Here is a 15,648-nt window from a genome sequence, read left to right as displayed (position 1 = left end):
AGGTCTCGATCAGGCGATGCCGCTGGTGCCGGGGCCGCGGAAGATGTCCTTGATGGGGCGCTCGGGGATCAGCGGCTGGCGGTCGCGCAGCGCGTAGTCCTTGCGCAGGGGGTGACCCTGGAACTCGTCGTACAGGAGGATGCGGCGCAGGTCCGGGTGGTCCGTGAAGCGGATGCCGTAGAAGTCGAACACCAGCCGCTCCCACCAGTTGGCGCCGCGGTACAGCGGCGTGAGGGAGGGCAGCTCCGGGCGGGTCTCGGTCACGCGCACCTTCAGGCGCACGTGCTCCTTCCGCTTGAGCGAATAGAGGAAGTAGACGACCTCGAAGCGCGGATCACTCTCCGCCAGGTGCAGGCGATCCACGGCGTCCGCGGAGCCGAACAGCTTGAAGTCCAGCTCGGGGTCCATCTTCAGGAAGGTGGCGACCTTCGGAAGCCACTCCGCATGAATGACGGCCCAGGCTCCGCCGGCGCGGTCGACATAGCGCTCCGCGACCGCTTCGGGGAACTGGGCGGCGACCCGGTCCAACGCGAAAATGCTCAAGGGGGGCCTCGATCTACGACAGAGGAAACCGCGGCTTTATAAGGACCGTTCGCGTGAGGCGTCAACGTAAACCCTCAACCGTGTAGGCCACTTAGGTGGTTCAGCAGCCCGCGTCGCGATCCACCCCCTGCCTGCCTGGGCACGGCGGCCGGAAGGGCTCAGGCGGCCACGTCCGGGCCCAGCACCGGGGCACCCTCGGCGGGCTCGGGGATGAATGTCACCACCGGCTGGCTCTTGCCGGGGACGAGCGCGGTGGGGGCGGGGGCCCAGCGAAAGGCGTCACCCGCTTGCTCGCGGGTCGCCTGGGAGACAAGCACCGGCACCCCGAAGCCCTTGGTCAGCCGCTCGATGCGGTTGGCCAGGTTCACCGTGTCGCCGATGGCCGTGTACTCCAGGCGCCGGAACGGCGAGCCGATGTTGCCCAGCACCACCGGCCCCGTGTGCACGCCCACGCCCATGCGCAGGCCGGGTTCTCCCCTGGCGGCGCGCTCGGCGTTGACGGCTTCCAGCTCGCGCACCATGTCCAGCGCGCACCGGGTGGCGCTCCGGGCGTGGTGTGCGTCCGGCAGCGGGGCGCCGAAGTACACCATCAGTGCGTCCCCGATGAACTTGTCGAGCGTGCCGCCGTGGCGGAACACCACCTCCACCATGCGGCCGTAGTACTCGTTGAGGATGGTGACCACCTGCTCGGGTGGCAGCCGTTCGCTCAAGGAGGTGAAGTCGCGGACGTCCGCGAAGAGGACGGACACCTCGCGCAGCTCCGGGACGGGGGAGTCGCGGTCCTGGAGCCGCTCGGCGACGGCGGGGGAGAAGTAGCGGCCCAGCCGGGCGCGCTGGAGCTCCTCCTGGGTGACCGCGGCGGACAGGAATCGGATGCGTTGGAGGAGTCGGGAGGCACCCGCGGCCGTCATGGCCAGCATCACCGCGCCGGCCACCTGCGCGCCTCCGCCGATGGAGGCCTGACGCTGGAGCTCCACCTCCGCGAGGATGGCGATGACCGTGACGAGCAGGGTGACGGGCCGCCTCAGGCTCAGCGCGGACAGCAGCACGAGCGCCGCGAAGATGCCCAGCGTGAAGCCGGCCACGCCACCCGGCGACGGGGACACCGGCAGCGACAGGTGCTGCAGCCAGTACACGGCGGGTACGTCCACGAACGCGACGGACAGTGACGCCCAGCGGGCGATGCGCGCGGAGGCCGTCACCGCCACGGCCACGAGGGTGGTGCACACGAGGTACAGCGCGAAGGGCGCCAGATAGACGTCCCAGTCGTGCAGCTCGCGCACCCGGCCCAGGTACACGGCCATGGAGAACAGCACGCCCACCGCGCCCAGCCGGACCCATGCCAGGTGCCGTCCATTGGACTGCCGTTCCATGTCGAGCGCGCGCCGGACGGACTCCTGCAGGCTGTCGCTGGGCGTGGCGCTGGATGACATGGGAGTGGGCCCCCCCGGGCCGAGGGAAGCGGCGGTCAGGAACAGTAAGACGCCATCTTGCACCGACAGTGTGTGACATGCACATCAGGTGTTCCCTGAAAGCCCGGAAGAACACAGAGTTGGCATGGAAATGCCCGGACGGGGTAGAGGCTGGAGGCATGTCCGTGCGGACCGTCGCCTCCTTCTTCCGTGCCGCCTCGGGGCGCCTGGCCCTTGGCTCCCTGTTGGGGCTGCTGCTCTTCGCCGCCGAGACCGTCTGGCTGCTCAAGGCGGGCGTGGTGGGCGTGGACATCCCGCTGGACGGCCCCTACGCGGCGCTGGCGGCGGCGGTCCGGCCGTTGCTGCCCGGCGTCATCCTGCGCGTGGTCGCCGTGTACATGGTGGCGGGCGGCCTGCTGGGGCTTGGCGCGGCGGTGCTGACTTCCGCCTGGACGCGGCGGGGTGGATGGGTGGCGCTGGCGTTGATGGTGCCGCACTGGGTGGGGCTGCTGCTGTTCTGGGCCTGGGACCGGGCGCTCGCGCGGCCCGCCCTCTTTGACGACCTGCCGGCGGTGCGGCCGGTGCTGGCGTGGCTGGTGGATCACGGAGAGCCGTGGCAGGCGCGCGCGGCGGCCGGGGCGTGGGTGGCGGTCCATCTGGCCGTGCTGGCGTGGCGCGGCGCCCGGGGGTTGCGGCGGTTCGTGGCCTCTGGTGGCCCGGCGCCTCTCCGGGCGGAGCGCGCCGCGTGGGCGGTGGTGGCGGGCGTCGTCGTGGTGCTGGCGGTGGCGGTGACGGTGCGCCGGGTGGTGCCCTCCGTCCGGCAGCCGCTGGTTGTGCTCATCGGCATCGACGCGTTCCGGCCGGATCGGCTGGGCGCGACGGGGCATGGCGTCGCGCCCCAGGTCGAGCGCTTCCTCCAGGACGCGACGCTCTTCACCCAGGCCTACACGCCGGTGGCGCAGACGGAGCCCGCGTGGCGTTCGCTGCTCACCGCGCGCTGGCCGTACCGCACGGGCGTGCGCTACCCGCTGACGCCTGACGCGCGGCTCGTGCTGGCGCCCACCTTCGCGCAGCGCTTCACGGACGCCGGGTGGCGCACGGTGTTCGCCACGGACTGCTCGCGCTTCCACTTCGAGGGCCCAGCCTCCGGTTTCGCCAGGCGCTGGCAGCCTCCGCGCGGCGCGATCAACTTCGCGCTGGAGAAGCTGCGCTACCGGGCGCTGGGCCTGTTCGCGGACAACCCGGCCGGCGCCGCGTGGGTGCCCGAGTTCATCGACAACCGCGCGCTGGCCGGCATCCACGACCCCATGGGCTATGCCCGGCGGCTGTCGGACGGGCTCGTGGCGGAAGCAGGGGAGGGGCCGCTGCTCTTCGCCTTCCACGCCACGGCGGCGCACTTCCCGGGCGACCCGGTGTACCCGTTCTACCGCCGCTACGTGTCCTCCTCCGAGCCGCTGGAGCGCCGGCTGCGCATGCACTTCGCGCCGGTGAGCCCGGGAGCGAAGGGGGCGTGGAACCGCGCGGGCGCGGAGGGGCTCTACGACGAGCTGATCGCGCAGGCGGACGCGCAGGTGGGGACGCTGCTGGACGCGCTGCGGGCCTCCGGGCGCTACGACGACGCGCTCATCGTGCTGATGTCCGACCACGGCGAGAGCTTCCACGCGGACCGGCCGGACCTGGCGGGCGCGACGTCCGTGCACGGGGCCCGGCTGGGTGACGAGGAGAACCGCATCCTGCTCGCGGTGAAGATGCCTGGCGGCCGTGGCGCGGGCCCGGCGCAGGTGGACGCGCTGGCGCGGCTGGTGGACGTGGGCCCCACGCTGCTGGAGCTGTCCGGTCTGTCCGCGCTGCCGGAGTCTGACGGGGCGTCGCTCGGGCCGCTGTTGCGTGGCGAGGGGCGTCCGCTCACCCCGCTGTACGCGGAGACGGGCTACACGCACGTGAGTCCGGAGGTGTTCGACCCGGGCCACTGGCCGGGCGCGCCGCGCACCTTCGACGCGTACCGCCTGCGCCCGGACGGCGTGGTGGAGATGGGTGACGACGCGGGCACGGCGGTGCTGCGTGAGAAGGACACCGGCGCCTTCGATGGCCAGCGCTGGGTGGTGGACCGGCCGCAGGCGGATGGCAGCGTGCGCCGCACCTGCATGGGTGACTGTGAAGGGGCGGACGCGCGAGCGCTGGCGGACTGGCTGGACGACGCGACGGAGCGCGCACCGGAGTCCGCCTCACGTAGAGTCGCCGGCCATGTCGACGACCGAAACGACTCGCGGCCTCCAGGAAACGTACGCCCCCCACAACGCCTGCTTCGGGTGTGGCCCGGCCAACCCCAAGGGGCTGCGCATCCGCAGCCGCGTGGAGGGTGACCTCGTCGTCGCGGACTGGACTCCTGAGGAGCACCACCAGGCGTTCCCGGGCGTGCTCAACGGCGGCATCATCGGCGCGCTGCTGGACTGCCACTGCAACTGGACGGCGGCGTACCACCTGATGAAGGCGCAGGGCGCGACCACTCCGCCGTGCACCGTCACCGCCGACTACGCCATCGTGCTCAAGCGCCCCACGCCCATGGGCCCCGTGCACCTGTCCGCGAAGCCTGTGTCCATCGAGGGTGACCGCGTCGTCGTGGAGGGCACCCTCACCGGGGAGAATGGCAAGGTGACGGCCACCTGCCGGGGCACCTTCGTCGCCGTGAAGGAAGGCCACCCCGCGTACCACCGCTGGTAGGCCCCAAAAAACGCCTCGGGCCCCGTCACCGGCCTCTTCGTGAGAGGCGGCGCGGGGCCCGTGGGGTGAAGCGAAAGCGGTGTGACTACTTGCCGGCGGCGAGCATGCGGGCGTGGTGCGCCGCGGTCTCGTTGGGCTCGCCGGGGTCGCGCAGCCGGTGCACCTGGTTGCCGATCTTGTCCTGCAGCAGCATCAGACCGTCCAGCACCTGCTCCGGGCGCGGCGGGCAGCCGGGGATGTAGACGTCCACCGGGATGATGCGGTCGATGCCCTGGAGCACCGCGTAGTTGTCGTAGAAGCCGCCGGAGGACGCGCACACGCCGAAGGACACGACCCACTTGGGCTCGGTCATCTGCTCGTAGACGCGCTTGAGGATGGGGGCCTGCTTCAGGTTGATGGTGCCCACCACCATCAGCAGGTCCGCCTGGCGCGGCGAGAAGCGCGGGAACTCCGCGCCGAAGCGCGAGATGTCGTGGCGGCTGGCGGCCACGGACATGTACTCCATGCCGCAGCACGCGGTGGCGTACGGGTAGGTGAACAGCGAGTACTTGCGGGCCCAGCCCAGGCCCTTGGACACCAGCTTCTGGAAGAAGCCCATGGCTTCGTCCCGGCGGGTGGTCATGATCGGCGCGATGTCGGTGTCAGCCATGGTGATGTCTCAGCTCTCCCAGTCGAGAGCGCCCTTCTTCCAGACGTAGATAAGGCCCACGAGCAGGGTCGACGCGAAAACCAGCATCTCCACGTAGCCGAACCAGCCGAGCGCCTGGAAGTTCACTGCCCAGGGGTACAGGAACACCGCTTCCACGTCGAACACGATGAAGAGCAGTGCGATGACGTAGAACTTCACGGCGAAGCGCTGGCGAGCGGGACCGCTCGACTCGGAGCCTGCTTCGAAGGGGGCCGACTTGGTGCTGCTCGGGCGCTTGGGGCCCAGCCGGGTGGTGACCTGGGGGATGATCATCCCCATGACACCGGCCAGCAGGAGCACCACCGCCATCGGCAGGTACGGGGCGAGGGGTGTTGTCATCGGGCGCGGACCCTAACGACACCGCTGGCGTCGTGTCAAAGGGAAACACCCCCGCGCCGGGCCCGCCAACCCCTTGAGATGACGGCCGAAACCGCGCTGCCCGGACGCCTGCTCCCGGACGGGCGGTGGATCAGCGGGCGCCCGTGTCCGCCCCGCGGCTCCCGGACCTGGACCGGGGCTCGTTTGACGCTGTGGGGAAACCACGCCTAGCGTCTGCGGGCTGTCCTTTCTGCCTTCATCGCCTGGGGAGTCGTCGACATGTGGGGCCGGCTGACCTTGCGGATGCAGGTGGCGATCGCGGTGCTGCTTCCGTGCCTCGCGGTGGTGTTCTTCACCGGGGTGTACTTCCCCGCGCGGCAGAAGGCGGCGGGCCTGGAAGTGCTCGCCGGCAGGGCGGTGACGCTGGGGACGCTGGTGGTGCGGCACCCCTCGCTCGCGCTGCCTGAAACGGCGCCGGACGCCCGCGCGCGCCGCGACGAGGTCTTCAACCAGGTCGAATCCGGCGGCTTCACGCTGACGTTCCAGGAGCTGTCCCGCGCGGACGGCACCGTGATCGCCGTGCGCGGCCAGGTGCCGGAAGGGTCCCTTCAGCCGAAGGAGCTCAAGCCGGGGGCGTGCACGGTGGCTCGGCTGACGGATTCGGATCAGGTCGTGGTGCGCTGTGAGAGCAATGGCCTCGTGTACCGCGCGGGCTTCGGCACCCACGAGGTGAAGGCGGCGCTGGCGGCGACGGAGGGCTACTCGCTCATGGGCTACCTGGGCGCCGCGGTGCTGGGCCTGGGGCTGGCCGTCATCATCAGCCGCGCCATCGCCGACCCCGTGTCGCGCGTCACGCAGGTGGCGCGTGAAGTGGCCCGGGGCGATGTCTTCCGGGGCGAGCTGGACGTGTCCGCCGCTGGCGAGGTGCGGCAGATGGCCACCTCCTTCAACGAGATGCTGAGCACGCTGCGCTCCACGGTGATGGAACTCGTCACGCGCACCGAACAGCTGTCCAGCGCGTCTCGCGGGTTGATGGGGGCCTCCGCGGATCAGGAGCACGTCATCAGCCAGCAGGCCGCGTACGCGCAGCAGATCGCCGCCACGTTCGAGGAGCTTTCCCGCACCGCCGAGCAGATCTCCTCGTCCACGGAGGTGGTGGAGTCCAGCGCGCGGCGCACCCATGACGCGGTGGCGGAGGCCATGGCGGTGGTGGCGCAGGTGGTGGGCGGCATCAACGACATCCGCACGGAGTCCAAGGGCGTGGCGGACGCCATCGTGGGGCTGAACAAGGATTTGCAGCAGGTCTCCAAGATCGCCCAGGTCATCAACCAGGTGGCGGAGCGAAGCGACCTGCTGGCGCTCAACGCGGCGCTGGAGGGCACCAAGGCGGGCGACGTGGGCCGGGGCTTCTCTCTGGTGGCCGCGGAGATGCGCAAGCTGGCGGAGAACGTGTCCGTGTCCGCGCGCGACATCGCCCGCATCGTGGAGAAGGTGCAGGACTCCGGCGAGGAGGCCGCGTCCAAGGCCCGCGTGGGCATGGCGACGAGCGACCGGGGCGTGGAGGTGGCCGAGCAGGCCTCCGCCGTCTTCCTGCGCATCGTGGAGCTGGCGCGCGGCACCAGCGAGGCGGCGCGGCAGATCACCATCGCCACCCGCCAGCAGCGTCAGTCCAGCGAGCAGGCGGTGCAGGGCGCGCGCAACGTGGCGGACCTGGTGAAGCAGGGCGTGGACGCCACCGGCCGCACCACCCGCATCGCCCAGGACCTCCAGGCCGTGGCCGAAGGCCTCACCGCGGTGACGAGCCGCTTCAAGGCCCAGCCCCGGCCGTAGTCAGACGGGCCGGGACGAAGGCGCGCGTGCGCGCAGCTTCTGGAACAGCTCCGGGGACATGGCCGCGACGCCCAGGCGGTGGTCGGGCGCCACCGCCTCTCCGTGGAAGTCACTGCCGAAGGTGGGCACCAGGTCGAGCTCCGCCGCGAGCGCCAGGTACTTCTGCCGCACCGAGGGGTTGTGGTCCGCGCTGAGGATCTCCAGGCCGGAGAGGCCCGCCTTCGCCAGCGCTTGAATCTCCGAGCGCTCCATCTTGGAGGAGCTGGGGTGGGCCAGCGTCGCGGTGCCGCCCGCGTTGCGGATGAGCCGGATGGCCTCCGCGCCGTCCAGCTTGAAGCGCTCCACCCACGCCGCGCGGCCCGTGCCCAGGAAGCGGTCGAACGCGGCCTTCACGTCGATGCACCAGCCCTGATCCACCAGCACCCGCGCCAGGTGGGGCCGCCCCAGCTGCGCGTCCCCGGCCACCTTGCGCACCTGCTCCATGCGCACCGGAAAGCCCAGCTCCCGCAGGCGGGCCACCATGGCCTCCATGCGGTGGGTGCGCTCGTCTCGCAGCCGGTCCGCGAAGCGCGCGAGGTCCGGGTCCTCCGGGCGCAGGAAGTGGCCCAGGATGTGGGCCTCCTTGCCGTAGACGAAGGCGGACAGCTCGATGCCGGGCACCAGCTCGACACCATGCGTTGCGGCGGCCTGCCGGGCTTCATGGAGCCCCGCCACCGTGTCGTGGTCCGTCACGGCCAGGACGGTGACTCCCGCGGCGGCGGCTCTCGCCACCAGCTCCGAGGGCGGGTACTGGCCGTCACTGGCGGTGGTGTGCGAATGCAGGTCGATCACGGCGGTGGAACCCTCCGGAGGGCGGCGAGGCGGGCACTCTTACGCCATGTCCCCATGGGAAGGGGCCGGAAGAGCGGGCCCTGTGTGAATCCGCACGGCGAGGGGTTTGTTCCTGTCCGGTGGCGGCCCCAGGGGAGGGCGGGGCTGGAGCCGGGCCTCCCCTTGGCAGGCCGGCGGTGCTAGATCGCCGCGCCATGGCCAAGACGACCCCGACCCCGAAGAAGTCCACCCTTCGCGCCGCCTACGCGAACGCGCGCAAGGCGGATCCGCGCCCCATCACCGGCAAGGAGAAGCCGGCGGAGCTGCTCGCGCACGCGTTCAGCGCCTACGTGGGCCGCCAGGAGCGCACCGCGTTCGAGCTGATGCAGCAGTCCGTGCAGCAGGACGCGTCCATCTTCCTCACGCTGTCGGGTGCCATGACACCCGCGGGCCTGCACCAGTCCTGCCTCATCCCGCTGGTGGAGAAGGGCATCATCTCCGCCATCACCACCACGGGCGCCAACCTCTACCACGACGCCCACCGCATCATCGGTCACGGCATCCGCGAGGTGAACCCCAACGCGGGTGACCTCCAGTACCGCCTGGCGCGCATCATCCGCATCTACGACCTGGGCTTCTGGGAGGAGGCGCTGCTCGACACCGACCGCCTCTTCTCCGCCATCCTCCGGCAGCCGCAGTTCCAGCGGAAGATGACCACCCCGGAGTTCCACTACCTCCTGGGCAAGGCCATTTACGGCATCGAGAAGCAGCTGGGCGTGAAGCAGCCGTCGCTGTTGTCCACCTGCTACAAGCACGGTGTGCCCATCTGGGTGGGCGCGGTGCAGGACGGCTCCATCTTCCTCAACGTCGTGAAGCTGAAGCGCCTGCTGGGCGACGAGTTCAAGTTCGAGCTCGACATCAACGACGACGTCTATTCCATGGCCGCCATGCAGCACTACTGCCGCCACAACGGCAGCGGGAAGCTGGCCATCTGGATCCTGGGCGGCGGCGTGCCCAAGAACTACACGCTCCAGGGCGAGCCGCTGCTCGACCAGATCCTGAACGTCCCCACGTCGGGCTTCGACATCGACGTGCAGTTCTGCGTGGACCCGGTGGACAACGGCGCGCTGTCCAGCTGCCCGGCCGGTGAGGGCCACACCTGGGGCAAGGTGTCCGTGGAGGCGGTGGAGACGGGCTCCATGTACGTGCACTGCGACGTGACGGCGGTGTTCCCCTGGCTCACGCACGCGCTGTTCAGCGAGCCCAAGAACAAGCGCAAGCCCATGCGCCTGATGGACAAGATGGACGACGCGGTGAAGTTCCTGGACGCGGACGTCAAGAAGCGCAGCAAGTCGCTGATGAAGACGCTGGACTGGAGCGTCGAGGAAGCCGCGCCCTCCTCCAAGAAGGATGCGAAGGCCCACGACAGCTTCGTGCGTTAGAGCGCAGTTCTTCCAACCCAGGCCTCAAGTCCCAAGGAGACGGTGATGAGTCAGCAGCCCGCGACGGGTGTGGTGATGTCCCTGGTGAGTGCTCCCCAGCTGAAGACGCAGGTGACGCACGGTCCGTCCGGCGCGACGTTGCCCACGGAGGCGCCGAAGGACAACGGCGGCACCGGCGGCAGCTTCTCCCCCACGGACCTGGTGGCCACGGCGCTGGCGTCCTGTGTCGTGACGACCATGCACCTGGTGGCCGGCAAGGAGGGCATCACCCTGGGCGAGGTGCGCGCGACGGTGGAGAAGCGGATGACCCCGCCGCCGCGCAAGATTGGCGAGCTGGTGATTTCCATCCTGATGCCGGCCGGCCTCGTGCCGGAGCACCGCGCCATGCTGGAGAAGATCGCCCACGAGTGTCCCGTGGCGCGCAGCCTCCACCCGGACGTGAAGGTCACGGCGTCGTTCGGCTATCCGGACTGAAGCAGTCGTAAGGGGGCTCGGTCGGCTGCCCGCCCTCCGAGCCCCGCGTGCGGCAAGTGGCCGCCGTGCCCACCCTCGAGAAGTTCTCTGATGCCTCGGGGGAGGGGCACTCGGCATGAATCTGAAGCGACTGGGCATCTATCTCAACGACCACCTGCTGGGCTCCACCGTGGGGTTGGATCTCGCGAAGCGGACCGAGCGCGAGAACCGCAGCAATGCGGTGGGCCAGTACCTGGCCACGCTGATTCCGCTGCTGGAGCAGGACCGCGCCACGCTGCTGTCGGTGATGTCCTCGGTGGAGGCGCGCGTGGATCCGCTGAAGGTGGGCGGCGCGTGGCTGACGGAGAAGCTGTCGCGCCTGAAGCTCAACGGCTCCTGGCTGCGCTACTCACCGTTGAGCCGGTTGGTGGAGCTGGAGGGCCTGTGCGTGGGCTCCCACGGACGCGTGTCCATGTGGAGGAGCCTGGCGAAGGTGGCCGCGAAGGAGCCGCGTCTGGCGCGGTTCGACTTCGCCTTCCTCGCCGAGCGCGCCGACGGGCAGCTGGAGACGCTCCAGACGCTGCGCCTTCGCGCGACGGAGACCGCGTTCAGCGACACATCCGTCGAGACCGGCGAACAGGCACCGGTCCCGACGGAGGCTTGAGCCGTCAGGGACTTCAGGTCCCCGAGGGCGTCACGGGCGTGCGCGCCCCGTTCTCGGGGCCGGGCAGCAGGCGCAGCTGGCTGGCGGAGGTGAACGTCGCGTCCACCTCGCGCTCCAGGTACGTGTAGCCGGACAGGCCGTCCTCGTAGACGCGCAGCAGGTTGCGGGACTCGTCCAGGGTGATGCGTCCCTGGCGCAGCGCCAGCTCCGTGAACTTGCGCAGCTTCGCGACGAGGTCGTCCTTGTTGTAGCTCACGTAGTTGAGCACTTCCGTCACGGTGTCCCCGGCGACGACGTGGTCGATGAGGTAGCCGCCGCCCGGAGCCAGCGACACCTGCACCGTGTGCGTGTCTCCGAAGAGGTTGTGCAGGTCGCCCAGGATCTCCTGGTACGCGCCCACCAGGAAGATGCCCAGGTAGTAGTCGTCGCTGTTGAGCGCGTGCAGCTCCAGCGCGTCCTTCACCTCGCGCTTGTCGATGAAGTGCTCGATCTTCCCGTCCGAGTCGCAGGTGATGTCCGCCAGCGTCGCGCGCCGGGTCGGCTTCTCCGCCAGACGGTGGATGGGCATCATCGGGAAGAGCTGATCAATGGCCCACGAGTCCGGCAGCGACTGGAACACGGAGAAGTTGCAGAAGTACGTGTCCGACAGCTGCTTCTCCAGTGCCTCCAGCTCCTCCGGAATCTCCCCGGCCTCGCGCGCCACGCGCAGAATCTTGTGGCAGATGGCCCAGTAGAGGTTCTCCGCCGCCACGCGCTGCTCCAGCGACAGGTGGCCCAGGGAGAACAGCTGGAGGCTCTCCTCCTTGGCGTCCTGCGCGTCGTGGAAGGCCTCGATGACGTTCTTGTTCGTGACCTCGCGGAACGTCGAATAGAGGTTGCGCACCACGGAGGGCGCCTTGTCGTCCACCTTGTCGGGCGTCTGGGACGGGTCGAACTCGCTGGTGCCCAGCACGTCCACCACCAGCACCGCGTGGTGCGCCACGACGGCGCGGCCGGACTCGGAGACGAGCGTGGGGTGCGGCACGCCCGCGCGGTCGCAGGCCTCCATCACGCCGAAGACGACGTCGTTGGCGTACTCCTCCGTCGTGTAGTTCATGGAGGAGGCGAAGTTCGTCTGGGAGCCGTCGTAGTCCACGCCCAGGCCGCCGCCCACGTCCAGGTACTTCAGCGGCGCGCCCTGGCGGGCCACCTCCACGTAGAAGCAGCCCACCTCGCGCAGCGCGTTCTTCACGTTGCGGATGTTGGAGATCTGGCTTCCCAGGTGGAAGTGAAGCAGCTCGAAGGAGGACAGCAGGCCCGCGTCCTTCATGAAGCTGATGCAGTTCATCAGCTCCGACGAGGACAGGCCGAACTTGGACCGGTCACCGCCGGACGCCTCCCACTTGCCGGCGCCGCGCGTGGACAGCTTCACGCGCATGCCCAGCCGGGGGGTGATGCCGGTGCGGCGCGCCACCTCCGCGATGAGGGGCAGCTCGCTGGGCTTCTCCACCACCAGGATGACGTTGCGGCCCAGGCGCGAGTAGAAGAGCGCCGTCTCGATGTACTCCTCGTCCTTGTAGCCGTTGCAGATGACGAGCGCGTCTTCGCTGTCCAGCAGCGCCATCACGGCGAGCAGCTCCGGCTTGCTGCCGGCCTCCAGGCCGTAGGTGTACTCCTTGCCCGCCTCGATGATGGTCTCCACCACGTAGCGGTGCTGGTTCACCTTGATGGGGTACACGCCCCGGTACAGGCCCTTGTAGCCCTGATCCGCGATGGCCTTCTTGAACGCGTTGTTCAGGTGCACCACGCGGTGGCGCAGCACGTCCGTGAAGCGCAGGAGCAGCGGCAGACCGATGCCCCGGCGACGGACCTCGTCCACCAGCTCCTTGAGGTCCATGCTCGGAGCGGCGGGCCCGTCCGGGTGGACGCACACGTGGCCCTTGTCGTTGATGCCGAAGTAGGGCGAGCCCCAGTTGCGGATGCCATACAGCTCATGAGCATCGGCCAGGGTCCAGCGGTGCTGAGGGGAGGGAGCGGCCATCGTTGTTTCGTGCCTCCGGTGGAGCGCGCGGCGGGGGTGTGGAAACTCCCATGAACACGGGAGGGGGGCCGGACTATCGGAAACGCCCCATCCATTCAATAGCCGCCTGTTCCCAGGGCAAGCAGGCGGGCAGGGGCCCCATTCCGGGCTCTAGCCCCGGTGGGCCGGTCAGCATCCAATTCCTACCCTTCCACCTGGGCAGCGCAGGGAGGTCGAGTGGAGAGAAGGGGAGGGTACATGGAGTCGTCCGCACGCAGGGAAGAGGCAGCGCCACTGACCCCGCGGGAGATCTTCGAGCGGCTGGATAGGTACGTCATCGGCCAGGACGTCGTGAAGCGAGCGGTGGCCATCGCCGCGCACAACCACCTCAAGCGCATCCAGGCGCGGCGGATGCGCCGGCAGTCCCTCATCAAGAAGTCCAACATCCTGCTCATTGGACCCACGGGCAGCGGCAAGACGCACATCGCGCGCAACCTGGCGGAGATCCTCCAGGTTCCGTTCACCACCGTGGACGCCACCGAGTACACGGAGGCGGGCTACTACGGGAAGGACGTGGAGGTGATGGTGTCCGACCTGCTCTTCAAGGCGAACCACTCCGTGGAGGACACCCAGCGGGGCATCATCTTCATCGACGAGGTGGACAAGATTGCCCGCCGCACGCAAGGCGCCCGCAACGGCGCGGGCAGCCGCGACATCGGCGGCGAGGGCGTGCAGCAGTCGCTCCTGAAGCTGCTGGAGGGGCGCGAGGTGCACGTGCCCATGAATGTCACGCAGGCGTGGAACAAAAGTGACTTCGTGCAGGTGGACACGCGCGACATCCTCTTCATCTGCGCGGGCACGTTCAGCGACCTGCACGACTTCGGCGACGAGGGCGGCCGCGCCATGGGCTTTGGCGCGGATGCGCTCGGGGCGAAGCGCAAGGAGAAGCGCATCTCCACCAAGCAGCTGGTGGACTTCGGGATGATGGCGGAGTTCCTGGGCCGCATGCCGGTGATGGTGCAGCTGGAGCGGCTGGGCGAGTCCGACCTGCTGCGCGTGCTCACCGAGCCTCCGGATGCCATCACCCGCGAGTTCAAGGAGCTGCTGGCGCTGGATGAGATTGAGCTGGAGTTCCCGGAGAGTGGCCTGCGGGAGGTGGTGCGCTATTCCATGTCGCGCGGGCTGGGAGCTCGCGGCCTGCGCTCCATCCTGGAGCACGTGATGTCGGACATCATGTTCGAGGCGCCGGAGCGCAAGCACCGCCACGTGACGGTGGACGCGGAGTTCGTGAAGGCGCGGCTCGCGGCGCTGGACGACGTGGAGCTCAACGCTTAGCGGGCGGTGGCTTCTCGGAGGCCCGGGCGGCGGCGCCCAGCCGTGCCGCCGCCTGCGGATCCTGGATGAGCTGGAGCACCACGTCGTTGCGCAACAGGGCCCGCGTGTCGCCGCGCTCCAGCGCGTCCTGCAGGTCCCGGTGCGACAGCGCGAGCTGGAAGCGCGGGTCCTTGCGCAGCGCCTTGTAGGCCGGATCCTCCTGGAGCTTCTTCGCCTTGGCGGGGTCGTGCGCGGCCTGGGCCACCTGGACCAGGTCCTCCAGCGGGGCGAACTGGGTCAGCTCGAAGAGGTTGAAGCGGCGGGACATGTCGAACGCGACGGAGTCCTTGGGGGCCACGCCCCAGCGCTTGCCGGCGATGACGACGTGCTGCTCCATGAACGTCAGCGCGCTCAGGCAGACCCAGAACAGGGCCGCCATCTTTCCTCCGCCGAGCACGAAGCCCAGCGTGCGGTCCAGGCCGCGCTCGTCGGAGTCCCTGCCGGAGAGGAAGCGCAGCAGCAGCGCGCCCAGGGCGTAGCGCACGGTGAGCCACGTGACGACGAAGAGGAGCACCGTGCCGAAGAGCGTCCCGATGAGCAGCGGTGAGCCCAGCGCTACGGCGAGCTTGGGGCCGGCGAGGGGCGCGAGCTTGCGCGAGACGAAGTAGCCCGCCGCGAGCCCCACGGAGTTGGCCACCTGTCGGGCGGCGCCGGAGAGGGCGCCGAGGATGCCGAAGAACAGCACCATGCCCAGGAGGATGAGGTCGATGACCATGGGGTGGGCTCCTGGGGGCCGCTAGCGGATCTTGAACGAGGAATCGCCCTTGGACTTGTCCGCGGTCTGCTTCTGGGCTTCCGCGAGGGCTTCCTTGTAGCGGGCGTTGGCGGGCTCGTAGGTGAGCGCCATCTTGAGGTTGCGCTCCGCGGCGGAAGGGTTGCCGGACTCCAGGTCCTTCTGGGCCTGGGTGTAGAACTGACGGCCCTTGGGGTGGGTGCCGATCTGCTCTTCCTGCTCCTTCTTCGCGGCGGCCTTCGTTTCAGACTCGGAGGCGTCGGTGAAGCGCAGTTTCTGCGCGCGGTCCGGGCCGGCGATGTCGGAGAGGTACTTCTTGCGCTTGGTGTCGTCGCGCAGGACGTAATAGGCCTCGGTGACGCGCTTGTAGAGCTCGTTCACCTGGTCCTTGAGGGCCTTGGACTCCAGGTGGAAGAAGCGGTCCGGGTGGTAGACGCGGCTCTCTTTGTAGAAGGCCTTCTTGATGTCGCCGGGGACGGCGGTGCGCTCCAGGCCGAGCAGCTCGAAGTAGTCCAGCTGGTCGAGCTTCGCGCAGCGTGACTCCAGGTCCGCGAGCTGCTCCGGGCTGAGGGCCGGGCCCCCCGCGGCGGCGGGCGGCGGCGGAGGCGTGCTGGCGGCGGGAGGACGCGGCGGGGCCACGGGCGCTGGCGTCGGCGGCTGT

General features: G+C 69.6%; 15 protein-coding genes. 7 read left to right on the top strand and 8 right to left on the bottom strand.

What is annotated here, in order from left to right; all coding sequences use genetic code 11:
* Window positions 1–9: 9 nt before the first annotated feature.
* A complete protein-coding gene (locus tag D7Y11_RS16525) occupies window positions 10–528 on the bottom strand; it encodes an NADH-quinone oxidoreductase subunit C (protein ID WP_120566563.1) in 519 nt (172 codons plus the stop codon).
* Between the two features lie 173 nt (window positions 529–701).
* Window positions 702–1,976 carry an adenylate/guanylate cyclase domain-containing protein gene (locus D7Y11_RS16520; RefSeq protein ID WP_126934169.1) on the bottom strand — a complete coding sequence of 425 codons (1,275 nt, stop codon included), beginning with the start codon at window positions 1,974–1,976 and terminating at the stop codon, window positions 702–704.
* A gap of 158 nt (window positions 1,977–2,134) precedes the next feature.
* On the opposite strand from D7Y11_RS16520, the gene D7Y11_RS16515 reads away from it, so the two are divergent.
* Window positions 2,135–4,318 (top strand): sulfatase-like hydrolase/transferase, encoded by a 2,184-nt coding sequence (locus D7Y11_RS16515; RefSeq protein WP_126934168.1) that lies wholly within the window; start codon window positions 2,135–2,137, stop codon window positions 4,316–4,318.
* Window positions 4,200–4,676, top strand: coding sequence for a PaaI family thioesterase (locus D7Y11_RS16510; RefSeq protein WP_120594628.1), 477 nt, complete (start codon window positions 4,200–4,202; stop codon window positions 4,674–4,676). Before D7Y11_RS16515 ends, D7Y11_RS16510 begins: the two co-directional genes overlap by 119 nt.
* A gap of 85 nt (window positions 4,677–4,761) precedes the next feature.
* Here the strand turns inward: D7Y11_RS16510 and D7Y11_RS16505 are convergent, their stop codons facing one another.
* Window positions 4,762–5,325, bottom strand: a complete 564-nt coding sequence (locus D7Y11_RS16505; protein WP_120566535.1) for an NADH-quinone oxidoreductase subunit B — start codon at window positions 5,323–5,325, stop codon at window positions 4,762–4,764.
* Between the two features lie 9 nt (window positions 5,326–5,334).
* A complete protein-coding gene (locus tag D7Y11_RS16500; protein ID WP_120577346.1) occupies window positions 5,335–5,703 on the bottom strand; it encodes an NADH-quinone oxidoreductase subunit A in 369 nt (122 codons plus the stop codon).
* 258 nt (window positions 5,704–5,961) lie between these two features.
* On the opposite strand from D7Y11_RS16500, the gene D7Y11_RS16495 reads away from it, so the two are divergent.
* Entirely contained in the window at window positions 5,962–7,512 is a 1,551-nt protein-coding gene (locus D7Y11_RS16495) for a methyl-accepting chemotaxis protein (protein WP_120577345.1), read from the top strand.
* Here D7Y11_RS16495 and D7Y11_RS16490 read toward each other — a convergent pair whose 3' ends face one another.
* On the bottom strand, window positions 7,513–8,343 hold the full coding sequence (locus D7Y11_RS16490; protein WP_126934167.1) for a PHP domain-containing protein: 831 nt from the start codon (window positions 8,341–8,343) through the stop codon (window positions 7,513–7,515).
* A gap of 194 nt (window positions 8,344–8,537) precedes the next feature.
* Here D7Y11_RS16490 and D7Y11_RS16485 point away from each other — a divergent pair, with 194 nt between their 5' ends.
* The 3 genes from D7Y11_RS16485 to D7Y11_RS16475 all read left to right on the top strand — a co-directional run bounded on the left by D7Y11_RS16485 (window position 8,538) and on the right by D7Y11_RS16475 (window position 10,881).
* The gene (locus D7Y11_RS16485) at window positions 8,538–9,764 is read left to right on the top strand and encodes a deoxyhypusine synthase family protein (protein ID WP_120577343.1); all 1,227 of its coding nucleotides are present in this window, start codon (window positions 8,538–8,540) and stop codon (window positions 9,762–9,764) included.
* A 45-nt stretch (window positions 9,765–9,809) separates the two neighbouring features.
* Window positions 9,810–10,238 carry an OsmC family protein gene (locus tag D7Y11_RS16480; RefSeq protein WP_120594623.1) on the top strand — a complete coding sequence of 143 codons (429 nt, stop codon included), beginning with the start codon at window positions 9,810–9,812 and terminating at the stop codon, window positions 10,236–10,238.
* A gap of 115 nt (window positions 10,239–10,353) precedes the next feature.
* Window positions 10,354–10,881: a hypothetical protein gene (locus D7Y11_RS16475; protein ID WP_121753316.1), complete on the top strand. Its 528-nt coding sequence runs from the start codon at window positions 10,354–10,356 to the stop codon at window positions 10,879–10,881.
* A 13-nt stretch (window positions 10,882–10,894) separates the two neighbouring features.
* On the opposite strand, the gene speA is transcribed toward D7Y11_RS16475, so the two are convergent.
* Entirely contained in the window at window positions 10,895–12,901 is a 2,007-nt protein-coding gene (speA, locus tag D7Y11_RS16470) for a biosynthetic arginine decarboxylase (RefSeq protein ID WP_120577340.1), read from the bottom strand.
* 237 nt (window positions 12,902–13,138) lie between these two features.
* Here speA and clpX point away from each other — a divergent pair, with 237 nt between their 5' ends.
* A complete protein-coding gene (gene clpX / locus D7Y11_RS16465; RefSeq protein WP_121780835.1) occupies window positions 13,139–14,215 on the top strand; it encodes an ATP-dependent Clp protease ATP-binding subunit ClpX in 1,077 nt (358 codons plus the stop codon).
* Here clpX and D7Y11_RS16460 read toward each other — a convergent pair.
* Entirely contained in the window at window positions 14,205–14,969 is a 765-nt protein-coding gene (locus tag D7Y11_RS16460) for a CvpA family protein (RefSeq protein ID WP_120577338.1), read from the bottom strand. The two genes, clpX and D7Y11_RS16460, sit on opposite strands and share 11 nt — an antisense overlap.
* A gap of 21 nt (window positions 14,970–14,990) precedes the next feature.
* A partial coding sequence (locus D7Y11_RS16455; protein WP_233607306.1) for a DnaJ domain-containing protein occupies window positions 14,991–15,648 on the bottom strand: 658 nt, incomplete at its 5' end.

Source organism: Corallococcus sp. AB018 (assembly GCF_003986945.1).
GTDB lineage: Bacteria > Myxococcota > Myxococcia > Myxococcales > Myxococcaceae > Corallococcus > Corallococcus exiguus.
This window is presented reverse-complemented; position numbering and strand designations above follow the sequence as displayed.